21 protein-coding genes and 2 tRNA genes are annotated in these 21,501 nt (G+C 57.3%); 16 read left to right on the forward strand and 7 right to left on the reverse strand.

What is annotated here, in order from left to right; translation table 11 throughout:
• Positions 1-93 precede the first annotated feature (93 nt).
• The 3 genes from ACTRW9_RS08365 to gmd are packed head-to-tail and all read left to right on the forward strand — an operon-like array spanning position 94 to position 3,081.
• Entirely contained in the window at positions 94-966 is an 873-nt protein-coding gene (locus ACTRW9_RS08365) for a polyprenol monophosphomannose synthase (protein WP_442428998.1), read from the forward strand.
• Positions 963-1,964: a GDP-mannose 4,6-dehydratase gene (locus tag ACTRW9_RS08370; RefSeq protein WP_442428999.1), complete on the forward strand. Its 1,002-nt coding sequence runs from the start codon at positions 963-965 to the stop codon at positions 1,962-1,964. The genes ACTRW9_RS08365 and ACTRW9_RS08370 overlap by 4 nt, the downstream gene beginning before the upstream one ends.
• A 49-nt stretch (positions 1,965-2,013) precedes the next feature.
• Complete coding sequence (gene gmd / locus ACTRW9_RS08375; protein WP_442429000.1) at positions 2,014-3,081, forward strand: GDP-mannose 4,6-dehydratase; 1,068 nt, start codon at positions 2,014-2,016, stop codon at positions 3,079-3,081.
• Positions 3,082-3,087: 6 nt separating this feature from the next.
• Here gmd and ACTRW9_RS08380 read toward each other — a convergent pair whose 3' ends face one another.
• Positions 3,088-3,471 (reverse strand): VanZ family protein, encoded by a 384-nt coding sequence (locus ACTRW9_RS08380; protein ID WP_442429001.1) that lies wholly within the window; start codon positions 3,469-3,471, stop codon positions 3,088-3,090.
• 330 nt (positions 3,472-3,801) lie between these two features.
• Between ACTRW9_RS08380 and ACTRW9_RS08385 the strand changes: the two genes are divergently transcribed.
• Positions 3,802-5,940: an EAL domain-containing protein gene (locus ACTRW9_RS08385; protein ID WP_442429002.1), complete on the forward strand. Its 2,139-nt coding sequence runs from the start codon at positions 3,802-3,804 to the stop codon at positions 5,938-5,940.
• On the opposite strand, the gene ACTRW9_RS08390 is transcribed toward ACTRW9_RS08385, so the two are convergent.
• Positions 5,933-6,550, reverse strand: coding sequence for a hypothetical protein (locus tag ACTRW9_RS08390; RefSeq protein WP_442427357.1), 618 nt, complete (start codon positions 6,548-6,550; stop codon positions 5,933-5,935). The genes ACTRW9_RS08385 and ACTRW9_RS08390 overlap by 8 nt on opposite strands.
• 342 nt (positions 6,551-6,892) lie before the next feature.
• Between ACTRW9_RS08390 and ACTRW9_RS08395 the strand changes: the two genes are divergently transcribed.
• On the forward strand, positions 6,893-7,255 hold the full coding sequence (locus ACTRW9_RS08395) for a cupin domain-containing protein (protein WP_442427358.1): 363 nt from the start codon (positions 6,893-6,895) through the stop codon (positions 7,253-7,255).
• Positions 7,256-7,368: 113 nt separating this feature from the next.
• Here ACTRW9_RS08395 and ACTRW9_RS08400 read toward each other — a convergent pair whose 3' ends face one another.
• The 3 genes from ACTRW9_RS08400 to ACTRW9_RS08410 all read right to left on the reverse strand — a co-directional run bounded on the left by ACTRW9_RS08400 (position 7,369) and on the right by ACTRW9_RS08410 (position 8,325).
• The gene (locus ACTRW9_RS08400; RefSeq protein ID WP_442429003.1) at positions 7,369-7,851 is read right to left on the reverse strand and encodes a hypothetical protein; all 483 of its coding nucleotides are present in this window, start codon (positions 7,849-7,851) and stop codon (positions 7,369-7,371) included.
• A gap of 295 nt (positions 7,852-8,146) precedes the next feature.
• Positions 8,147-8,224 (reverse strand) — tRNA-Glu (locus tag ACTRW9_RS08405).
• A 28-nt stretch (positions 8,225-8,252) separates the two neighbouring features.
• A tRNA-Lys gene (locus tag ACTRW9_RS08410) sits at positions 8,253-8,325 on the reverse strand.
• A gap of 131 nt (positions 8,326-8,456) precedes the next feature.
• Here ACTRW9_RS08410 and ACTRW9_RS08415 point away from each other — a divergent pair.
• The 6 genes from ACTRW9_RS08415 (at position 8,457) to ACTRW9_RS08440 (ending at position 14,789) form a co-directional block, all read left to right on the forward strand.
• Positions 8,457-9,374 (forward strand): branched-chain amino acid transaminase, encoded by a 918-nt coding sequence (locus tag ACTRW9_RS08415; RefSeq protein WP_442427360.1) that lies wholly within the window; start codon positions 8,457-8,459, stop codon positions 9,372-9,374.
• Between the two features lie 504 nt (positions 9,375-9,878).
• A complete protein-coding gene (locus ACTRW9_RS08420) occupies positions 9,879-10,280 on the forward strand; it encodes an FmdB family zinc ribbon protein (RefSeq protein ID WP_442427361.1) in 402 nt (133 codons plus the stop codon).
• 14 nt (positions 10,281-10,294) lie between these two features.
• A complete protein-coding gene (locus ACTRW9_RS08425; protein WP_442429004.1) occupies positions 10,295-11,383 on the forward strand; it encodes a two-component system sensor histidine kinase NtrB in 1,089 nt (362 codons plus the stop codon).
• Entirely contained in the window at positions 11,380-12,843 is a 1,464-nt protein-coding gene (locus tag ACTRW9_RS08430) for a sigma-54-dependent transcriptional regulator (RefSeq protein WP_442427363.1), read from the forward strand. The genes ACTRW9_RS08425 and ACTRW9_RS08430 overlap by 4 nt, the downstream gene beginning before the upstream one ends.
• A 12-nt stretch (positions 12,844-12,855) precedes the next feature.
• A complete protein-coding gene (locus ACTRW9_RS08435; protein WP_442429005.1) occupies positions 12,856-13,818 on the forward strand; it encodes a M14 family metallopeptidase in 963 nt (320 codons plus the stop codon).
• Entirely contained in the window at positions 13,815-14,789 is a 975-nt protein-coding gene (locus ACTRW9_RS08440) for a succinylglutamate desuccinylase/aspartoacylase family protein (RefSeq protein ID WP_442429006.1), read from the forward strand. Before ACTRW9_RS08435 ends, ACTRW9_RS08440 begins: the two co-directional genes overlap by 4 nt.
• A 7-nt stretch (positions 14,790-14,796) precedes the next feature.
• Here ACTRW9_RS08440 and ACTRW9_RS08445 read toward each other — a convergent pair whose 3' ends face one another.
• Complete coding sequence (locus tag ACTRW9_RS08445) at positions 14,797-15,063, reverse strand: hypothetical protein (RefSeq protein WP_005005332.1); 267 nt, start codon at positions 15,061-15,063, stop codon at positions 14,797-14,799.
• Between the two features lie 187 nt (positions 15,064-15,250).
• On the opposite strand from ACTRW9_RS08445, the gene ACTRW9_RS08450 reads away from it, so the two are divergent.
• Together ACTRW9_RS08450 and miaA are read left to right on the forward strand one after the other, a co-directional pair.
• Positions 15,251-15,982 carry a tRNA1(Val) (adenine(37)-N6)-methyltransferase gene (locus ACTRW9_RS08450; RefSeq protein WP_442429007.1) on the forward strand — a complete coding sequence of 244 codons (732 nt, stop codon included), beginning with the start codon at positions 15,251-15,253 and terminating at the stop codon, positions 15,980-15,982.
• The gene (miaA, locus tag ACTRW9_RS08455; protein WP_442429008.1) at positions 15,933-19,112 is read left to right on the forward strand and encodes a tRNA (adenosine(37)-N6)-dimethylallyltransferase MiaA; all 3,180 of its coding nucleotides are present in this window, start codon (positions 15,933-15,935) and stop codon (positions 19,110-19,112) included. The genes ACTRW9_RS08450 and miaA overlap by 50 nt, the downstream gene beginning before the upstream one ends.
• A gap of 65 nt (positions 19,113-19,177) precedes the next feature.
• On the opposite strand, the gene ACTRW9_RS08460 is transcribed toward miaA, so the two are convergent.
• The gene (locus ACTRW9_RS08460) at positions 19,178-19,483 is read right to left on the reverse strand and encodes an ArsR/SmtB family transcription factor (RefSeq protein WP_442427368.1); all 306 of its coding nucleotides are present in this window, start codon (positions 19,481-19,483) and stop codon (positions 19,178-19,180) included.
• 66 nt (positions 19,484-19,549) lie between these two features.
• Between ACTRW9_RS08460 and ACTRW9_RS08465 the strand changes: the two genes are divergently transcribed.
• From ACTRW9_RS08465 to ACTRW9_RS08475, 3 genes are read left to right on the forward strand one after another with little or no spacing between them, the layout of a single operon-like run.
• Complete coding sequence (locus tag ACTRW9_RS08465; RefSeq protein WP_442427369.1) at positions 19,550-20,116, forward strand: sigma-70 family RNA polymerase sigma factor; 567 nt, start codon at positions 19,550-19,552, stop codon at positions 20,114-20,116.
• A 54-nt stretch (positions 20,117-20,170) separates the two neighbouring features.
• On the forward strand, positions 20,171-20,440 hold the full coding sequence (locus ACTRW9_RS08470; protein ID WP_442429009.1) for a hypothetical protein: 270 nt from the start codon (positions 20,171-20,173) through the stop codon (positions 20,438-20,440).
• Positions 20,441-20,483: 43 nt separating this feature from the next.
• Positions 20,484-21,458 carry a methyltransferase domain-containing protein gene (locus ACTRW9_RS08475; RefSeq protein ID WP_442429010.1) on the forward strand — a complete coding sequence of 325 codons (975 nt, stop codon included), beginning with the start codon at positions 20,484-20,486 and terminating at the stop codon, positions 21,456-21,458.
• Positions 21,459-21,501: the final 43 nt, after the last annotated feature.

Below are 21,501 nucleotides of genomic sequence, written 5' to 3' on the forward strand. Positions count from 1 at the left end.
TTCCTTCAAGATTCATTTGTCAGATTGCGAATCGCCCGTTAACCTGTTTTTATGGAATATCGAGCCCATTCACCCGCAATCCTATAAAGAATCATGGCGCGCATTCTGGTGTTCACCGCCACGTACAACGAGGCGGACAACATTGAAGAGTTGATCGAGAGCATTCGCCGCTACGTCGCCGATGCCGACATCCTGGTGGTGGACGACGCCTCTCCCGACGGCACCGGCGATCTGCTGGACCGGATCGCCGAGCGCAAGAAAGGCCTGCACATCGTGCACCGTCCGGGAAAGCTCGGTCTCGGTACGGCGCACCTGTTCGCCATGCAGTTTGCGATCCAGCATAATTACGACATCCTCATCACGATGGACGCCGACTTCTCACATAATCCGCAATACATGCCCACACTGTTAAAGCTTTTGGAGGAAAACGACTTCGTCATCGGTTCACGTTACATGCCAGGGGGGCAGTGCGATTACGGGTTTGTCCGTACCTTCGTCAGCCGTACGGCCAACACGCTGGTACGCATGCTCCTTCACATCCCGACGCATGAAACCACCACCTCCTACCGCGGTTTTCATGTGAGCCTGCTGAAGCGCATGAACCTCAATTCACTGCGGTCGGAAGGCTATTCGTTTTTCATGGAATCGATTTTCCTCGTTCACCGTGCAACCAAAAAATTGGCGGAGTTTCCGATTCATTTCGAGGACCGGCGCGCGGGGCAATCGAAAATCTCCAAGCGCGAAATCCTCAAAGCCATGCTCAACCTGTTGCGCGTGGCGTTCCGCCGGTGCTTCGTCCTGCCGTGGACGGGCAAATACCTTCAGGCCACGCATCCCCTTGCCATTGCCGAGTGCAAGCACTGTCGATCCCCCCACTCCATGGAACTGGCGCGAAATGAAATTCTTACCCGGAGGAAATGCCTGCACTGTGGATACCTGTTCGATATGGAATTGGAGACGGCATGAAGACCGCGTTCCTCACCGGAATTTCAGGGCAGGACGGCAGTTACCTGGCGGAGTACCTTCTTGAACAAAACTACGTCGTGCATGGATTGATCCGGCCGGGTCCGGCGGAGCAGGTGGAGCCATCGCTGTGGCGTCTGCACGCGGTGCGGAACCGCATTACCCTGCACGCCGCTCCGCTTCTCAACACGCAGGCGCTGACCGGCATACTGAAAGACGTGAATCCGGACGAATGCTATCACCTCGCCGCACAAAGTTTCGCCGGAGACTCACCGCATTCGGAAATGGAAACCATCCAGACCAATGTGGACGGCACGCACAGCGTATTGCTCGCCATCCGCAATGCCGCGCCCCGTTGCCGCGTATTTTTCGCGGGGTCGGCGCAGATGTTCGGCGATGCGCCGCACTCGCCGCAGACGGAGGAGACCCCGTTTCGCCCCGTCAATCTTTACGGCGTCTCCAAGGTCGCGGCGTACGACCTGGTGAAGTATTACATGCGGCATCACAACCTCTTCGTCAGCTCCGGTTTGCTGTATAACCACGAATCGCCGCGTCGCAGTTTCGAGTTCGTGACCCGCAAGATCACCGCTTCCGCGGCGCGCATCAAGCTCGGTTTGCAAAAGGAGCTGCGGCTGGGCAATCTCGACAGCGTCCGCGACTGGGGCTACGCCGGCGACTATGTTATCGCCATGCACGCCGCACTCAATGTGGATGCGCCGGACGATTATGTCATCGCGACCGGCGAGACGCACCGCATCCGCGATTTCCTCAAACGCGTGTTTGCAGAGCTGGAACTGGAAGTCGAACCGTACGTCGTGCAGGATGAAGAGTTTTTCCGCCCCGCGGAAAACGTCCCGCTGGTCGGGAATGCCGCCCGTGCGCGCAAGCGGCTGGGCTGGGAACCGAAGATGCCGTTCGAGGACTGGGTGCGGCAGATGGTGTGGGCGGACATGGACTACTTTCAGAAGCTGGCGGCAGGCGGAAAACTCTCCGAAAAATAAATTTTGCCTTTATACTGAACTTCTCGACAAAACGTTTTGGGACGCGACCATGAAACAGGCCCTCATCACCGGCATCACGGGACAGGATGGCAGTTACCTGGCAGAGTTCCTGCTTGAAAAGGGTTACCACGTTCACGGCATCGTGCGCCGCTCCAGCACGTTCAACCGCGGGCGCATCGAACACCTGCGGGAGGGGCGAATCGGGGCAGGCAAACTGTCATTGCATTACGCGGACCTGACCGACTCCTCCAGCCTGAACAAGCTGGTGGTGCAGATTCACCCGGAGGAAGTATACAACCTGGCGGCGCAAAGCCACGTCGGTATCAGTTTCCAGATGCCGGAATACACAAGCGAAGTGGTGGGCATCGGCGCCATGCGCTTGCTCGACGCCCTGCACGGCACCGGACAGACCGACCGCGTCCGCTTTTACCAGGCCTCGACGAGCGAACTTTACGGCCACGCCCTGGAAACACCGCAGACCGAAGCCACCCCTTTTTACCCGCGCAGTCCCTACGGATGCGCCAAGCTGTACGCGCACTGGATCACCGTCAACTACCGCGAAGCGTACGGCATGTTCGCGTGTTGCGGCATCCTGTTCAATCACGAGTCCCCGCGCCGCGGCGAAAACTTCGTGACACGCAAGATCACGTTGTCCCTGGCGCAGATGCTGGCGGGCAAGCTGGACGTGTTGTCACTCGGCAACCTGGACGCGAAACGCGACTGGGGGTTCGCCGGCGATTACGTGGAAGGGATGTGGTTGATGCTCCAGCAGGACAAGCCGGACGACTACATCCTCGCCACCGGGCAACAACACAGCGTTCGCGATTTCGTGGAAACGGCGTTCGCGCACTGCGGCATGGAATTGGAATGGGAGGGAGAGGGAACGGAAGAAGTCGGGCGCCACAAGGCGAGCGGCCGGGTAAAAGTAAAAATCGATCCCAGATTCTACCGCCCGGCGGAAGTGCACTCCCTGATCGGCGACGCCACCAAAGCCGAAACCCGGCTGGGTTGGAAACCCAAAATTCCGTTCGAGCAATTGGTGCGGGATATGGTGGAAAGCGATCTCGCTCACTACGGTTTGAAGCGGGCGGACATTCTCAGCCCCACCAGGGCGTGATCCGCATCACCCCAGCCAGGCCCGTTCCACTTTCACCAGAATACCATTGACCCCGGCGCGGCCCAGTCCCCACCCGGCAACCACACCCAATAAGTTCGCGCCCATGTCCCAGAGATCAAACATGCGGTAGCCAATCATCGCCTGAACCACCTCAAGAGCCAGCCCCAGCTTGATAAACATGCGCATCCAGAAACCGTAGCGGTCCGGCGGATTGATCTGCACGAACCACAGCATCAGGACAAAATAAGCGGCGAAGTGAAGGATCTTATCAAGCCGGTCGATACCGAGGTCCGGCAGCTCCGGCGCGGGCATCAAAGATACGATCACGATCAGGCCGATTTGCAGATAGCCCAGTCCCCACCAAAGGCGCGATCGTTGCAACGGTTCCATGAAACGGAAACCTCAAGCAAATTGAATGAAGTGGAGCCCGGAAAGCATATCGGGCCAACCGGCCCACCGGGGTCCGGAACTGAGGGGTTTCGGAGTCGCCCCTTCCCATTGCCCAATTTAACTCAAATCCCATTACAGGAACAGGTCTTAATCCGAAGAGACGGCGCTTTCTTTATGACGCCAAATTCAACTCTTTTTAATCAATCCTTTTGAGATGGTTTTAATCAAAAAGCCATTAAAAACAAGGAATTGCTCCCTTTTTTGGTTGGCTTCATACTAAAATCTGTTAGACTTTAACTACACTCAACAATTCTAACGAATGGGAACCCCATGACCCCCAGTGTGCCTGCGTTCCGGGCCGCAGAGGAAAAGAAACTTTTCCTCAAGCGCATCGACCTGATGACTTTCTTTTCAGAGGACACCCTCGATGCGCTGGCCTCTGATTGCAGTGAGATTGTGCTGGACGCCAACACCGTCCTGTTTGAAAAGGGCGACACGGGAAAGTCCATGTACATCCTGCTCGAAGGCGAGGTGTTGATCTATATCGAGAAGAAAAACCTCGCCACGCTGAAACCCGGAGCGTATTTCGGCGAGATGTCGATGATCGAATCCCAGCCGCGCACTGCCAGCGCCAAAACGCTGATGCCCTCCACTTTGATCGAGATCAACGAAGAATTGTTCGAAAGCTACTTCGCCAACCAGCCTCGCGCGCTGATGGCGATGATGCGGAACCTGTCCGCCCGCTCGCGAAAGATTTCCTCGGACCTGGCGGCGTCATTGCCGTCGATGGACGAGGATTCCGGGGTGGATCCCATCGCGTTCATGAACGACACTTATCTCGACGTGCTGCTGTTCGATCTGGAAACATTCAAATTCACCCAGGCCAATGCTCCCGTCTGCCGGGAAGTGGGTTACTCGCCCGAAGACCTTTTCAAAATGCATTTCCTCGACCTGGCCATCAGCCTGGACCAGGAAGACATCGACCGTCTGTTCGAGCCCCTAATCCAGAACATCCGCCCGATGACGGTCTTCGAAGCCGTGTACCGCAGGAAAAACGGGTCCACCTATCCGGTGGAGTGCCGTTGCCAGTTGGTGAAGAATCTCGGCACCCATCCGCAGGTGATGGTGTGGTCGCAGGACATCACCGAGCGCAAGCAGTTGGAGGAACAGATCCGGCAGATGGCGTACTACGACCCTCTAACCGGCCTGTTGAACCGGAACCTGCTGAATGACCGGCTGGAAGTCGCCCTGACCGCCGCCTCTGTCGCGAAAGAAAAAGTCGGCATCCTGTTTCTCGACCTGGATCATTTCAAAACCATCAACGACACGCTGGGTCACGACCTGGGGGACCTGCTTCTCAAGCAGGTGGCGGACCGGCTGAAAAAGGTGGTGCGGCAGGAAGACACGGTGGCCCGCATGGGAGGAGACGAGTTCGTCATCGTCGTGCCCAACCTCACCAAAGAAGATGAAATCGTGGACCGCGCGCAGAAGGTGCTTGAAGTCCTCTCGCCTATTTACCGTATCCAGAATCACGAATTGTACATCACATGCAGTATTGGCATTTCCGTGTTCCCCGACGACGGACAAGAGATCGAAACTCTGCTCAAACACTCCGACCTCGCCATGTACCGGGCCAAGGAGCGCGGCCGCAACACCTTCCAGTTTTTCGCGCAGTCCATGAACACGCTCGCAGTGGAACGCATGGTCATCGAGAAAAACATGCGCAAGGCGGTGGGCGGCACCGAGTTCCAACTGTATTACCAGCCGAAAATCTGCCTGCGCTCCGGCAAGGTGGTGGGCATGGAGGCGCTCCTTCGCTGGGAAAACCCGGAGCTGGGATTTGTCAATCCGCAAAAGAGCATCCCCATCGCCGAAGAGACGCGGCTCATCATCCAGATCGGGCACTGGATCATCGAAAGCGCGTGCCAGCAGATCAAGCGGCTGGAGAAGATCAATCCGGATATCAGTATCGCCGTCAACCTGTCGGTCATCCAGTTCAATTCGCCGGACCTCGTCTCCGAAATCAAAGGCATCATTAAGAACACGGGCATCGATCCGCAAAAACTCCAGGTGGAAGTGACGGAGTCGATTCTGATACAGGACAGCACGCTGGCCATCAACATCCTGCAGAACCTCAACGATCTGGGTATTAAAATCTGCATCGACGATTTTGGCACCGGTTACTCCTCATTGAGCTACCTCAAGAGCATGCCGATCGATTACCTCAAGGTCGACCAATCCTTCATCCGCGACCTGACCGATCCTACAAACGAGGCCATCACGCGTGCGGTGGTCGCGCTGGCACGGAGCCTGGGAATGAGAACCATTGCGGAAGGCGTGGAAACGAAGGAGCAAAAAAGTTTTCTGCAGACGATCGACTGCGATGAAGGGCAGGGTTACCTGTTCAGCAAACCGCTGGAAGCCCACCGGGCTGAAGAATTGCTGCTGAAGGGGTTGGAGGTCACTTGAAGCGGGATGTCAACTGCTTGATGACTTTGTCCCAATCCGTATTGTCGGCCTCTGTTCCGGTAATGGGACCCATGTCCTGAAATTTTTCCCGCTCATCACCGGTCAACTCCAGGTCCTCCTCGAACAACGCCACATCCTCCTCCTGCAGCATTTCATCGGCGTCGTCCATTTCCAGAAGCGATTCGAATTCCTCCTGCGAGAGGGTTTCGTGGTTGACCGATTCCATTTCCTCTTTTCGGTGGCGCGCTCCTTCGTGCAGGGCGTCCAGGTATTCCCGGCGTACGTTGTAGTGTGAAAACCGGTAGGCGCTGATTTCCCCGGCCTGCACGAAGTCTTCCGAAGCGAGGCGGAACTGTTTTTCGCGCAGGTAAATCCGTCCGCGATACACCCGTGCCAGAAAATGGTCCGGTTTCAGGCTGAGGACCATGTTCAGGTTCATCAGGCCCCCGGCCAGGTTGTGCCGCTCCAGGTTCTTGATGGCCTGCTCGAAGTGCCGGCGAACCTGCGGACGCAGGTTTTCCATCAGGATGCAGATCGGCTCCACCACCGGAAACACCCACCTTCCCAGATGAAACCGAACGGCTCTCACGAATTCCAGGGTCCTTTCCATGGACGACCTCTGCAGACCCTCTGCCTTCCGGGGTCCGGGGGACATGCGGGCACTGTTGGCCCTCAAATTTTTCTCAAACGGATACTCAATCATAACCAAAATCCCCCATACCGTCAAACACAAACCCCGTTTGCGGTGCTGCGTGAAAATCCTGCGCAAATCCCAATATTTAAAGGTCTTTTCCGGAACGCTCCTCAGCGCCCGGAAGCCCGGTGGGAAACGCCTTTCTTGACCTCTTGAGTGTAAGTCTTTATCGTTAGCTTTTTTCAATACTTGAGCCCCAGTCCGCAGGCTTTTACAGGCCCCGGTGGAAGGGCTCCTTCAACCGGAGGAAACGCGCGCATGGCCCGACTCATCGACAAACCCACCCTGGTGGAAGCCGCCGGCACCAAGCCCAAGGTCATCAAGGAATACATCGGCAAGGTCAATTCGAAAACATCGGACGTCAGCATCGCCTATATGACCAGTCCCGAAGGCTGGCAAGAGCCGGGGCAGACGCCGGAGTTCGACGAATACACCCTCGTCCTGCAGGGCATGCTGAAAGTGGAGACGAAGGAGGAGACGTTTGAGGTGAGCGCAGGCCAGGCGGTCATCACCCCCAAAGGCGAATGGGTACGCTACAGCACACCGCGCTCCGGTGGAGCCCAGTATGTTGCCGTGTGCCTGCCGGCGTTTTCCCCGGACACCGTGCACCGCGACGAGTGATCACCCTCCTGCCTGTCCGGCAACCCGGGTTGAGGAAACCGGACGCACACAAAATAAAAAAGGGCGGGGCGAAACGCCCCACCCTCTTTCACAACTGAATCAGTTTCCAATACTCAGCGTTTTTCGGAAAACGCATCCGCAGCCTGGCCGAACGCTTTGCCCAACCGCGAGGTGGCGTCGGAGAAACCGTCGGTGATGTCCCCCCACGCGTCTTTGGAACTGCGTTTCATCTCGCCCAACCATTTCTGGACCTCGTCGCGTTCGCGTTTCAGCGCCTTCAGTTTTTCATTCAAATCCTTTTTCGCCTCGGCGCTCATCGACTCCATCTTGCGGTCGGCCTTGTTCTGCAACGCGTCGATGCGGCGGTCGAGATACTCGAGATTGTTCTCGACCTCGGCGACGGCTTCTTCTTTTTCCTGAACCGAATAGTTTTTGATCGACTCGGTCAGCGCGTCGAACCTTTTACCGATGTCCCCGGTAGTGGTTTTGTCCTTCGCTTTGGATTCTGCAAGCGAAGGCGCGGCGACACCCAGCGCGAGGAACAGAACAGAAAAAACGGCTATATAGGAGATGCGGGTTGCAAACGGTTTGGACATGAATTGCTCCTTTCTCTTTTACGGGTTCCGGAATGCTCAAGGTGAAACCCTCGATTCAAAAGAAGTCCCCTTCGGTATTAAAATTCTTTCTTTATATTGAGACAGGAGAGAAGCGGAATCGATTCATTTTCAGGCGCATAAAAATCGGGCATTGCGCATAAGTGAAGAACTGGGAGGGGTTTTCAAGGCGTACCAATTCAGAAAATTTTTTTTTTGTAATCCCAATGATACGGATAACTTTTCCTGATTCAGGATTAGTACGGGGGTGGAGAAAACAGCAAGGAAGGAGAAAACTTGGCGTCCCCAGGGGGATTCGAACCCCCGTCGCCGGCGTGAAAGGCCGGTGTCCTGGGCCTGGCTAGACGATGGGGACGCCCTGTTTGTTCTTTGTGGACAAAAAGTGAGCCGCGAAGGGCTCGAACCTTCGACCCACGGCTTAAAAGGCCGTTGCTCTACCAACTGAGCTAGCGGCTCCCGTTCACAAAGCGTTAAGATGTATCAAATGCATTGTATCATGTCAATTGATTTTATTAGGCTTGATTTTGCCCGGGGCCCTACATACAATTACTTCCTTTATTCATCCCCCTTTATCAGGCAGGCAAGACGTGGAAAAATCGGAACAAATCTGGATGGACGGCAGGCTGGTCCCGTGGGCGGAGGCCAATGTTCACGTCCTCACGCACACACTCCATTACGGATACGGGGTCTTCGAAGGCATCCGCTGTTACCGTTCGGGCAAAAAAAAATCCGCCATCTTTCGCCTGCCGGAACACGTCAAACGGCTGTTTGACGGCGCGAAAATCCTCGGCATCGAAATCCCCTACAGTGAGAAACAGATCACGCAGGCCATCATCCAGACGGTGCAGGCCAACAAGCTCGAGGAATGTTACATCCGCCCCATCGTCTTCCTGGGCGACAACAAGATGGGGTTGAACCCGACCGGCGTTCACGTTCGCGTCGCCATCGCCGCCTGGCCGTGGGGCACGTACCTGGGCGACGACGGACTGGAGAAAGGCATCCGCGTCCGCGTCTCGTCCTTCAACCGTCACCACGTCAACGTCACCATGACCAAGGCCAAGGCCTGCGGCTACTACATCAATTCGATCTTTGCCAAGGCGGAGGCGGTACGCGACGGTTACGACGAGGCCATCATGCTGGACACCAACGGTTACGTCACCGAAGGTTCGGGCGAGAACATCTTCCTCTACCACAAGGGCACGCTGATGACGCCGCCCTTGTCGACGGGCATCCTCGACGGCATCACGCGCAACGCCGTGGTGCAGATCGCCAAGCACCTCAAGATTCCGCTGGAAGAGGCCGTTCTCACCCGCGACGAGTTGTACATCGCCGACGAGATCTTCCTCACCGGCACCGCCGCGGAGATCACCCCGGTGCGCGAGGTGGACAACCGCACCATCGGCGACGGCAAACGCGGCAAGATCACCAAACAAATCCAGGATATGTTCTTCCAGACCGTCGCCGGCAAGCAGGCCAAGTTCCAACACTGGCTCACCGAAGTCTAGTCCACCAAGTGGACTGAGAACGGGGTACTGCCCTACCGGCGAAACGAGAGTCCGTGGGCCCAATCCTGAATCCACTCTCTTGCCTCCGGGCGCAGTCCGCCCCTCCACGAGGGGAAGGAAACCGGGTACTGCTCTTCTGGCGATCGATGGTCCGTGGGCCCAATCCTGAATCCACTCTCTTGCCTCCGGGCGCAGTCCGCCCCTCCACGAGGGGAAGGAACCGGGTACTGCTCTCCTGGCGATCGATGGTCTGTGTGCCCGATCCTGAATCCACTCTATTGCCCCCGGACGCAGTCCGGCCCGAAATCGACGAAAAAATCACGGACGAAAACCCGTTAAACAAATTGGATTTACCGGAAAAAATGCATTAAAATGCGGCATACAACTTGCCAAGCGCAAACGGGCATCTTATTCCTGAACAGGTTTTGCCGCCACAGCGGCGGGGAGACGGCCTCCTCACCCGGCCAGGCGATAGGTCCCATATAATTCAAGGAGTTAGAATAAATGCCCATTTACGAATACGAATGTGAATCCTGCGGCACCACGTTTGAGTTGATGCAGTCCATAAACGCCAAGGCACCCAAGCAATGCGAGACGGCTGCATGCAAAGGCAAGCCCCGGCGCAAAATATCCGCTTCGGGCTTCATCCTGAAGGGAAGCGGCTGGTACGCAACGGACTACCCGTCCGAATCCCGCAAAAAAGGTTGGGAGGCGGAAAGCAAGCAGGACAATGGCAACAGTGCTCCGGCTCCTTCGGGCGAGAGCTGTTCGAGCCCCGGGTGCGCCAACCCGGCCACCACCACCGCGCCCAAGCTGAAGTCCAACCCGATTGCGGAGGCCAGCAAAAACCCGTACTCCGGGGGCAAGAAAAAAGCCAAAAAGTCCGGGGCCAAATCCAAAAACTGAGGTCCCGCGTTTATATGGGGGAAGCAAACCCTGTTTTCAAAAACATCATTGCGTCCATCGTCGATGGCATCATCCTGATATCCCGGGAGGGGACCATCCTCCACGCCAACCTGGCCACGGAGGAGATGTTCCAGCAATCCCGGGATCATTTTTTGAACCGCCCGGCGGGCGACCTGTTTCCCGGCCAGCCGGAGTTGCAGAACAAGATCGAAGACACCCTGCAAAACGGGGTGGCCTATCACCAGATTGAAGGACAGGGTCACCGACGCGCCCATTCCACGACGTTTCCCGTGAGCATCACCATATCGCCTTACATCAACGACCAGAACCAGCCGGAAGGGGCGGTGCTGTACGTTCGCGACTGCACGCTGGCGCAGGAACTGGAGGAGATCAGCCGCCCTTTCGACGCCATCTCCCACCTGGGCACGTTGTCGCTGGGCATGGCGCACGAGATCAAGAACCCGCTCGTGTCCATTTCCGGATCTGCACAATTGCTCCGCAGAAAACTGCCGGAGGAACATCACAAATTTCTCGACGTGGTCATCAAGGAATCGGAGCGCATCAACCGCATGATCGACCGCATGCTCAATTTCGCGCGGCCCCTGGACCTCGACCTCGAGACCATCAACATCCACCAGATTCTGGAGGAAATCCTCCTGCTGGAAAAACAGTCGCACGAAGCGGCCATCCGGTTCGAGTCCGTCTACGATCCCAGCCTGCCACCGATAGAAGGCGACGGCGACCGGCTGAAGCAGGTGTTCCTGAACCTCATCCAGAACGCCATCGAAGCCATGCCGGACGGCGGCACATTGAAGGTCCTGACGCGCTATCACACGGATTATGCCGTGCGCTCCCAGATTCGCCCCGACCGGCGGAAGACCATCCTGGTCGAGATCGTGGACACGGGGCTGGGGATCACGCCCGAAAACATGAAGCACCTGTTCACCCCCTTCCACACCACCAAGAGCCAGGGAAACGGGTTGGGGCTTCCGCTTTCACTTAAGATTGTCGAAAACCACCACGGTAAGATAAAAGTCATTTCCGAACCCGGTTCCGGCACCCGGGTGCAGGTGTACCTGCCGGTCAAACAGGAGAATGCATGAACGGTTCGATAGACATCCTGATCGTGGACGACGAGGAGAACATCCGCTGGCTGTTCACCCAGGCGCTGGAGGATTCGCCCTACAATGTGGATACGGCCTGCAGTGGCGAGGAAGCCCTGCAAAAGATCCGAAGCCAGTCCTACTTCATGGTGTTCACCGACATCTTCATGGAAGGCATCAGCGGCCTTGAGCTTCTGCAGAAGGTGCGTGACACGGATCACCGCCCGCATATCGTCGTCATGACGGCGCAGGACACGATGAACAACACCATCGAGGCCATGCGCCACGGAGCGTACGATTACATAAGCAAACCGTTCGACTTCGACGAAATTTTCAAACTCATCGACCGGGTGGAAAAAAGCCGCGGGGTCCAAGCTCCGGAACCGAAGGCAGAGCAAAAGCAGGATGACTTTTCGCTGGAAGCCATCATCGGCAAGAACCGGCGCATGCAGGACATCTTCAAGGTCATCGGCAAGGCCGCCTCCACGCAGTTTCCGGTGCTCATCACCGGCGAGAGCGGCACCGGGAAGGAACTTGTCGCGCGCGCCCTGCATCACTATTCCGACCGTTCACACAAGCCGTTCATTTTCATCAACTGCGCCGCCATCTCCCGCGAATTGCTGGAAAGCGAGCTGTTCGGTCATGAAAAAGGATCGTTCACCGGGGCGGTGGAAACCAAAAAAGGCAAGTTCGAGCTCGCCGATGGCGGCACCCTGATGCTCGACGAAATCGGCGACATGGAACTTCCGCTCCAGGCCAAGATCCTGCGGGTCCTGCAAAACAACGAATTTTACCGTGTCGGCGGCAAGGACTCGATCCGCGTGGATGTGCGCATCATCGCCGCCACCAACCAGCGCCTCCCCGACCTCATGAAAGCCGACCGGTTCCGCGAGGACCTGTACCACCGCCTGAACGTCATCAACATCCACCTGCCCCCGTTGCGCGACCGCGCGGAAGACATTCCCCTGCTTGCGGAATTTTTCCTTAAAAAGTACGGGAAGTTATCGACGCAGGACCGCATATACCTCGCCCCGGAAACGGCGGAACTCCTCATGCAGTACCCCTGGCCGGGTAACATCCGTGAGTTGGAAAACATCATAAAGCGCTGCCTGGTGCTGGTGACCCGGGGCCCGGTGTTGCCGGAACATCTGCCCGACCCGCTCCTCACGGAAGCACGCAAAACACCGAAGACCAGTAAGTCCTGGGAGACACATTTAGACAACGTGGTGCGCGACTTCCTCGCCGGAAACCAGGAAAACGCCGACGGCCAGCTTTACGACCTGCTCATCCAGGCCGTGGAAAAGCACCTGTTCGAACAACTGCTGGAGAGCAAACGCGGCAACCAGGTGGCCACGTCGAAATCGCTGGGCATCAACCGCAATACCCTCAAGCGCAAGATCGACGCCATGGGCATCGAGCCCAAAAAGAAAAACAACGACTCCAACCCACTCTCGCACTAGAAAGTCCGCACTGTGAAGACGGAAGCCATCGTATCCATCAAAAATGCAATGGGTGGTCGTCTGGAAATCGTCCGTCAAACCTTCCCGGCGCACAACGGCAAACCCACCCGGCGTATTTCGTTTGTCGCGGGACTGCATGGGGACGAACTGGCGGGGCTCTACCTGTGTCACCGTATCATTCGCGCGCTACGGGAATTGCAGGACACACAGCCGGAGGTGTTTCTCGGCCAGATCAATTTTTATCCCGCGGCCAACCCGGCGGGCATACACAGTTCCAACCGTCTGTGGCCGTATTACGGACTGGACATGAACCGGGTCATTGGCCAGGAAAACGGTCATACCGTGGGAACTCGTGCCGCCTCCCTGCTTTACAAGGACATCCTGAACCACAGCGAGTATGCGGTGGATATTCACGCCAGCAACCTGCACCTTCTGGAGCTGCCGCAGATCCGGGTCATCGAGGAATTCGCAGTCGACCTTTTACCGCTGGCAAGCGAGGCGAACGCCGACCTTGTCTGGGTCCACCCGATGGCGGGATTGTTCGAATCAACACTGGGTTACAACCTCAACCAGGAAAAAATTCCGACCCTCGTCATTGAGACCGGCATCTGCCAGCGAATCCACACCCATCTCATCGATCCCCTGTTCGAGGGCATGATGCACTACCTGCTTCACCTGGGTATTCTCGACGCCAACTACCTGTCACCGGAGAGCGTCCGGTCACCACGCGTGCTCTACCCGAAGCAGGTCATGCAGGCGACGGCAAAGCACTCCGGACTGTTTGTCAGTTCGGTTCAGCCGGGGGAGACGGTCTGCCAGGGTCAACCCCTGGGACAGGTGTTGGACGTGGTGGAAGGAGAAGTGCTGGAAGACGTCACCGCACCCGCCGCGGGACTGCTGTTCACCCTGCGCGAGCATCCGCTGGTCCATTCCGGCGCCCTGCTGGCGCGCATTGCGCTGGATCCGGAATCGTGAAGCAGGAAATCTATTCCACCACCACGCCGCTCGGCGATACGCTCGCCCTCTACAAAAACATGTGGGAGGGACCGGAGGGCGGACAGAAGCTGTCCATCGTTGCGGGTATCCAGGGCGACCGGTTGAACGGCCTGCTCGCCGCGGGCCGGATCGCGCACTTTCTGCAAAGCGTCGCCGACGGCAACGAGCCCGGCCTGAAACTTTCCGGCACCGTGCAGGTATTCCCGGTCGTCAACCACCGCGCTCTGGAATCCGGAACCGCTACATGGTGGTACGACAACCTGGACGCCGACCTCGCCTTCCCCGGCAGCGAGGAAGGCGACCTCACCGAAACGTTGTGCAACCGTCTGCTTCACGAGACCGCCGGGTCGGACTACGGAATCATTCTTCAAACCGGATCGGCCCACTTCGAGGATGCGCCGCATGTGAGGGTCTACCGTCCGAGCCTCGCCATGCGCAAGGCCAGCCGCCAGTTCAACCTGTCGGTGATCCGTGAGGTTCCCGATATCCCATCGGTCAACCTGCAGCTCAGCCGCCAATGGCACGAAATGGACATCCAGACTTTCACCCTGTCCGCCGGGCGCCCGCAGGTATGCGATCCCTCTGCCATCGACGCCTTATTCGGAGCGATGATGCATTTCCTGCGCGAGATGGAATTCCTTTCCTGTGATGAACCGGACGGGGAAACGGTCGGGACGGAGGCGATGTTCTACAAATCCAAAAATGAAGTGTGGGTGAATACCCAAGTGGCAGGATTGTATCTACCCTGTGGCAGAGTGGGAGAAACGGTGGCGGCCGGCCAGAAACTGGGAGAGGTGTTCGAACTGTATGGGGGACAGTTGCTGGAAACGGTGGTCGCCCCGCAGGGGGGGCTTCTCGTAAGCCAGCGTGTTCACCCATTGGCCCATGAAAAAGAGGCGGTGGCGATCCTTCTCACCGGAGGCCATTCCAAGTGGTTCTGGCCTTTCTAAATCAAGGTCACTCCAACGAGGAGAAATGGATGACCAGAATGACGAATCCCCAAAGTGAAAAACCCGCTCCCGCCAGGGCCATGAGTGTGCCGCGGATCGAGCGCTTTTTCATCTCATCTTTCTTTTGACCATCCAGGAACCCCCATTTTTCGCGGGGATCGGTGCGGGCCATGTATTCCTTGTGTTCAATCCGGTTGCACAAGTTCAAAAGGCCGATTCCCAGAAGCATGATGACCGCGCCCATGATCGACTGTTCAGTAATGATGCCGTCCAAGGGTCCCCCTCCTATATATTAAGAGAATCCGTTTATTTGATTTACAACAAGTGTGTAAATAAAGTATAACAGAATGCACGTTAAAAAACAATAAGATCGATCTCAATCAGAGGCACGGAACCTTGCCGGAAAGGTCGCTTTGGGATAGACTGGAGCCGTTTAAAAACGACCCTGGTGCCACAGTCCGATGCCCCATTCCCTATCAATCGAGCAAAATCCAACAGGTTACCGTTATTCGGTGGAACCGTTTCTGCTGGCGCATTTCGTAGATCCTGAACCGGCTCAGCGCGTGCTGGAAGTGGGAACCGGATGCGGCATCCTGCCTCTGCTCCTCACCACACGCGAACCGAAAATAGATATCACCGGTGTCGAGATCCAGGAATCACTGGTTCGCATAGCCATTCGCAACGTGGCGCAGAGTGGCCGGGCAGGCATACGCATTCAACACGCGGATTTTCTGGAAATGGCGAGGGATCATCCTCCGTCGTCGTTCGACTGGATCGTCAGCAACCCGCCCTACCGCAAGCGCAACAGCGGCCGTATCAATCCGGATCCGGAAAAAGCCATTGCCCGCCATGAACTGAAACTCTCTTTGCCCGCTCTCATCGCCGCCGCCGCGCCGCTATTGAAACCGCATGGCAAACTGGTGCTGGCCTACCCGCCGCTTCGGCGGGATGAATGGGTGACCGAACTGAAACGCAACGGACTCGTCCCCCGGCGACGCCTCACCGTTCATGGACATCACGACACCGAGCCGCGCATCCTGATCATGGAGGCGACGCAAGCGGAACTCTGCGGCCGGTGCGAAGACCAGACGCTGGTCATGTACAACCCCGACGGCTCGTACACCGGGCCGATGCAGGCCATTTATGAACGCTTTGATTATTCTGGCCGGTCCCACCGCCTCCGGGAAAAGTGATACGGCGCTCGCTCTGGCCGGTCACATGGATGTGGAAATCGTCAGTGCCGACTCCATGCAGGTGTACCGCCACTTCGACATCGGCACCGCCAAGCCGTCTCATGAAGTCCGCTCGCGTGTTCCTCATCACCTGATCGACATTCTCGACCCGCACGAGCCATTCACCGCATTTGACTTCAAACAGCGGGCGCAGGAAGTGGTACGGGATATCCTCGCGCGCAACAGGATCCCCGTCATGGTGGGCGGCACCGGGTTGTACCTGAAAACTTTCATCGAAAACTACGAGTGCGCCGTGCAGCCGGATCCCGAAGTCCGCAGACAGGTCCAACGCGAAATCGAACAGCGCGGCCCGGCCGCCCTGCACGATGAGTTGAAAAAGGTCGATCCCGAATACGCGGCCCAGATCGAACCCAACGACCCCATCCGAATCGAACGCGCGCTCACCGTTTTCCGCCAAAGCGGGCGGCGCCTGTCCTCCTTTCACCAGACCGACATGGACAATAAAGAACCCGGATACAATTTCGACATCCACCTGTTTCTTCTGGAACGGGAGAGGCAGGACCTGTACACCCACATCAATCACCGGGTCGAAAGAATGATCGACGACGGATTGAAAGAGGAGGTCGAACAGCTCATGGAACGGGGTTACAAAAAGGAATGGAAACCGTTTTCATCCATTGGCTACGCGCAAATGGTGCGTCACCTTGAAGGCGCCATTTCCCTCGATCGGGCGTGCTATGAAATCCAGCGGGAGACGCGCCATTTCGCCAAACGGCAGATCACCTGGTTCAAAAAAATGGAGGCCACCCGCCCCGTCCCGGTCCACGCTGCGGACACGGGTTCCACCCTGGCGGAAAAAGTTCTGCGCCTCCTGCCCAGCACCGTGGCACTGCTCCTGGCTTTCTGCTTGACCCTGTTGCCCGGGAACGTGAAGGCCGGCGAGGTACAGGAGGAATACCGCCAGGCGGTGGAAATGGTGCAATCCGGAAAGTGGGACCAGGCGCTCCAAATCCTCCAGCCGCTCGAACAGCAAACACTGGATACCGTCACCCGCAAACGCGTCACCTACCTCCTCGCCCGCGTTCATTCAAACCGCCTGGACCACAAACAGGCGCTCAAGTTCTTTGATAAAAGCCTCACCCTGTACCCGGAGGTGGAAGACGACATCCGCTATCAGCGTGCCCGCTCCCAGACCGCGCTGGGCCAATACGCGGAAGCGCTGGCGGAACTGGATCGCCTGGCGGTGCGTATTCCCTCTTCACTCTTGCTGCCGCGCGTGCACCTGTTGAAAGCGGACATTCATCGCCTGCAAAATCATCCCGAACCCGCGCTGCGCCACCTGAAGGAAGCGTATCGGCTGATCCGCTCCCGCGTCAGCATGGAAGATTACATGGAAACCCTTCCGGACATCGTGACTCAACAGATCACCTTGTACGAAAAAACCGGCGACCAGCAAGGGGAATACGATGCCTGGCGTACGTTGTACGCAGTCTATCCCGATCATCCCAAAGCGGAGGATGCCGAAGCCGCACTGGCCCGCCTTACTGCAAACGAAAGCGTCACGCCAAAACCGCTGTCTCTACGCGAACGTTCGCGCCGGCTGCGCAAACTGCTCGGTCAGGCGCGGTTCGAAACCGTCATTCATGAAGTGCGGTCCCTGATGGACGCTTCCAGTCGCATCCTGCCCGGCCGTTTTTATTTCATTCTTGCCGACGCCCACCAGGGACTGCGTGACCGCGCCGCGGCAAACGAGGTGCTGAACGAGTTCATGCGTCGTTACCCCCTGCACGACAAGGTACCGAAGGCGGCGTTCATCGTCGGGCGCAACCTGTGGAACCTGGGCAACCGGGATGCGGCGCTGGAGCATTTTCAAAAAGTGGTGAAAACCGCCGGGCGGCGGGACCTGAAAACCGAGGCGGCATTCATCGTCGGGAAAATTCATGAAGAAGCGAAAAACGAGGAGGCCGCGTTGACGGCCTACGGTACGCTTGTAAAGAACCATGAGAAAACCGAGTTCGGCCAGCAGGCGGCGTGGCAGATCGGCTGGGTTCATTACCGCACCGAACGCTGGGAAGCGGCGGCAGACCAGTTCCGCACCAACCTCCAGCGGCTTCCGGAAGGGGACTTTGCCGACAAGAATGCCTTCTGGCTGGCAAAGTCTTTGGAGAAACAGAACAAAACGGACGAGGTCCGGCGGGTTTACGAGGACCTGGCACGCCAGTACCCCTACACCTATTACGGCCTGCAGGCACAAAACAAACTGGACGCAGGGACCGATCCCCATACCTTGACCCAGGTTGCCGTGACTCCGGTGGTGCAGACCGGTCTGGCCCCGGAAACCGATTCTCAGGGCAATCCCGGCCGGCCGCTGGACGACGGCGAATGGTTGCATTTTTCCCGCGCACTGGAATTGATCGAGCTCGGCTTTCACCGCCGGGCCCGCGAGGAATTACGCGAGGTCGCCGGTTCGGTGCGCAAGAACTTCGAGGGAGTGATGTGGCTGTCGCACTGGTTCAACCGCGCACACGCGTTTTCCGATTCGCAGCGCGTGCTCGGTTTGTACCGCAGCTTCAAATCGCGCCACGGGGAAAAGGAACTGCCGGAGGCGTTCTGGAAGAATTATTATCCTCCCGCCTACTTTCAGAAAGTGCGCAACTGGGCCCAGTCCTTTGAAGTGGATCCGTTGCTGGTCATCAGCCTCATGCGGCAGGAAAGCCTGTATGACCGGTGGTCGGTTTCCCCGGCCGGAGCACGGGGGCTCATGCAATTGATGCCGAAGACGGCCTCACGCATGCACCGGCAGGCGGGAAATGCCGAAGACCTGGACATCGAGGAGCTGTTCGATCCCAACCTGAACATTCGCCTCGGTGTGCGTTACTTGAGCCACCTCATGCAGGAACACGCCGGGAACCGCATTCACATCCTCATCGCATACAATGCCGGGCCTCACGTGCTGGATGCCTGGAGGAAACGGTTTGGCGATTTGGACGATCACGACGCATTCATCGAATCCATTCCCTACCCCGAAACACGCAAGTACGTCAAGCTTGTGTCGCGAAACCACGATCTGTACAAACGGCTGTATGCGGGAGCGACCCAGACCGAATCGGAAAGCAACAAGACCTTTTAGGTTTGGTTCATGAGCATGTAGGCGGGTATAATGCGTATTCCTGCTGTGAAAGCGGCAAGGGAATCCTATTCGAAGGTGATCGAACAGCATCCCAGGTCCAGCCCCAGTTCATTTTTTTTCAACATGGAACGGACTTCGGGATCGATGAAATTGATGATGCGGTTGCCTTCCCTGCGGGTGCTCACCAGGCCGCACCCGCGCAGGATGGCAAGGTGATGCGAGACCTGGGGTTGGGCCATGTTGAGCGACTGCACCACCTTCGAAACATTGCATTCTCCCTGCAATAACAACTGGACGATTTTGAGGCGGGATTCTTCGCCCAGGGATTTCAGAATGCGCGCGCATTCGGCTGTGTCGAAGGTCTTGTCCATACCGGCAGTATAGGAAATCCGGCGGATCGAAGTCAACTTGGAGCGTAAACGGCAGCATGAGGTGGCGTGGATAGCAAACCGAATATCGACAGCGAACAATGGGTGGACAGGTACGGCGATACCATGTACCGCTTTACCCTTGTCCGGGTAAAGGACCCGATGATCGCTCACGACATCATCCAGACCACCCTGCTTGCAGCCCTCCAGGCACAACACACTTTTGCCGGAAAATCGTCGGAAAAAAGCTGGCTGTTCGGCATTCTCAAGCACAAGATCATGGACCACTTCCGCAGTCAGAAAAGTCAACGGACTTACGAGTTGACCCCTGATGACGATGCCGATCCGTATGAAAACGCCTATAATGAAACCGGGCATTGGATTTCGCCGCCGCGAAACTGGGAAATCAATCCGGAAAAAGCGGTGGAGAACACCCAGCTTCTGGAAGCACTCAACCACTGCATGGGCGGGCTGTCCGACAAGTTCCGTGACATCTTTGTTATGAAAGAAATTGAGGGAATGTCGTCAGAGGATATCTGCAAGGAAATGGGGATCAAGCCGACCAACCTGTGGGTGATTCTGCACCGGGCCCGGAACCAGTTGAAAAAGTGCCTGGAAACCCACTTTAGGCGGTGAACCCGGCAGCAGGATGACTGCCTTTTTTTGGAATGCCATTGAATGAGTACCTTGATGCGATTCATGAAATTGCGGTGTGAAGACACCTCTCCGCTCATTTCGGAGATGATGGATCACACCCTGCCCCTGCCCAAGCGGCTGCGTGTGGCCTTGCACCTGTCTCTTTGCAGGATGTGCCGCGCGTACCAGCGCCAACTGAACACCGTGCGGGTGCTGGCTCGGGGGTTGGGACGGGAGGACACACCATTGGGCCCGCAGGTCACAATGTCCGATGACTGCCGGGAAAGCCTCAAGGCTGCATTAAAAAAACACCAGGGACTGTGAGCGAAGGCGAAAACCCCGGCTCAATTTGGAAAGGATGATCCGAATGAACGAACGGCGATCGGAAATGGACACGGAAGCGAAAATCTCCCACGACGATGTGCGCGAGTTTTACTCCAAAGCCGCGGCGACCACCCAGGAAAACCTGTGTTGCCCGGTCAAGTACGACCCCGGCGACCTCTCCCACATTCCGGAAGAGGTGCTGGGCATTTCCTACGGATGCGGCAGCCCGGTGAGCCGCGCCGACATCCAGCCCGGTGAAACCATGGTGGACCTCGGTTGCGGCGGCGGCATCGACTGCTTCATCGCCGCCCGGGGCGTCGGCGAAACGGGCCGCGTCATTGGCGTCGACATGACCGAAGAGATGCTGAACGTCGCCCGCAAAAACGCCGGCCGCGTGGCGGAAAACCTGGGCTACAACAACCTGGAATTCCACCACGGCTTTCTGGAAGCGATACCCGTGGAGGACAACCGCGCCGACGTGATCACTTCCAACTGCGTGGTCAACCTGTCACCCAGCAAGCGTGACGTGTTTCAGGAAATCCGCCGCATCCTGAAACCGGGAGGGCGCTTCGTCATCGCCGACATTGTCTCCGACCAGCCCGTCCCGGCCGCCATGCGTGAGAACCGCGAGCTGTGGGGCGAGTGCGTTTCCGGTGCGCTCACCCTCGACGAGTTTCTCGACTATGCCCGCCAGGCGGGGTTCCACGGATTCCTGGTCACCAAGGATTACCTGTGGAAAGAGGTTGAAGGCATCCGGTTTTATTCATACCTGCTCGCCGGTTACAAGCCATTGAACATCGAGGAGTCCTGTTGCAGCGGCAACGTACTGGCCATTTACGCCGGACCGTTCAACGAGGTCACCTGCGAGGGCATCACGTTTCCGGTTGGCCGCGCGGTGGAAATCAAGGAAGAACTGGGAGAGGTATTGAGTCACGGGCCCTACCGCGGCCTGTTCAACATCATCGACCCGGAAACCGAACAGGTGGAGGACAGCGGCGACGATTCCTGTTGCGGTTGACCCAAATCGATTACCCACCGTCCCGCAAGGACGCTTCCCGCCC

The sequence above is a fragment of the Nitrospina sp. 32_T5 genome (assembly GCF_052156635.1).
Classification (GTDB): domain Bacteria; phylum Nitrospinota; class Nitrospinia; order Nitrospinales; family Nitrospinaceae; genus Nitrospina.

Excerpts from the sequence above, each read along its gene's own strand:
- gmd (WP_442429000.1), top strand. The coding sequence starts at position 2,014 with ATGAAACAGGCCCTCATCACCGGCATCACGGGACAGGATGGCAGTTAC.
- ACTRW9_RS08370 (WP_442428999.1), top strand. The coding sequence starts at position 963 with ATGAAGACCGCGTTCCTCACCGGAATTTCAGGGCAGGACGGCAGTTAC.
- ACTRW9_RS08400 (WP_442429003.1), bottom strand. The coding sequence starts at position 7,851 with ATGTCCAAACCGTTTGCAACCCGCATCTCCTATATAGCCGTTTTTTCT.
- ACTRW9_RS08470 (WP_442429009.1), top strand. The coding sequence starts at position 20,171 with ATGCGATTCATGAAATTGCGGTGTGAAGACACCTCTCCGCTCATTTCG.
- ACTRW9_RS08380 (WP_442429001.1), bottom strand. The coding sequence starts at position 3,471 with ATGGAACCGTTGCAACGATCGCGCCTTTGGTGGGGACTGGGCTATCTG.
- ACTRW9_RS08390 (WP_442427357.1), bottom strand. The coding sequence starts at position 6,550 with ATGGAAAGGACCCTGGAATTCGTGAGAGCCGTTCGGTTTCATCTGGGA.
- ACTRW9_RS08420 (WP_442427361.1), top strand. The coding sequence starts at position 9,879 with ATGCCCATTTACGAATACGAATGTGAATCCTGCGGCACCACGTTTGAG.
- ACTRW9_RS08430 (WP_442427363.1), top strand. The coding sequence starts at position 11,380 with ATGAACGGTTCGATAGACATCCTGATCGTGGACGACGAGGAGAACATC.
- ACTRW9_RS08450 (WP_442429007.1), top strand. The coding sequence starts at position 15,251 with ATGCCCCATTCCCTATCAATCGAGCAAAATCCAACAGGTTACCGTTAT.
- ACTRW9_RS08475 (WP_442429010.1), top strand. The coding sequence starts at position 20,484 with ATGAACGAACGGCGATCGGAAATGGACACGGAAGCGAAAATCTCCCAC.
- ACTRW9_RS08365 (WP_442428998.1), top strand. The coding sequence starts at position 94 with ATGGCGCGCATTCTGGTGTTCACCGCCACGTACAACGAGGCGGACAAC.
- miaA (WP_442429008.1), top strand. The coding sequence starts at position 15,933 with ATGAACGCTTTGATTATTCTGGCCGGTCCCACCGCCTCCGGGAAAAGT.
- ACTRW9_RS08425 (WP_442429004.1), top strand. The coding sequence starts at position 10,295 with ATGGGGGAAGCAAACCCTGTTTTCAAAAACATCATTGCGTCCATCGTC.
- ACTRW9_RS08460 (WP_442427368.1), bottom strand. The coding sequence starts at position 19,483 with ATGGACAAGACCTTCGACACAGCCGAATGCGCGCGCATTCTGAAATCC.
- ACTRW9_RS08395 (WP_442427358.1), top strand. The coding sequence starts at position 6,893 with ATGGCCCGACTCATCGACAAACCCACCCTGGTGGAAGCCGCCGGCACC.
- ACTRW9_RS08385 (WP_442429002.1), top strand. The coding sequence starts at position 3,802 with ATGACCCCCAGTGTGCCTGCGTTCCGGGCCGCAGAGGAAAAGAAACTT.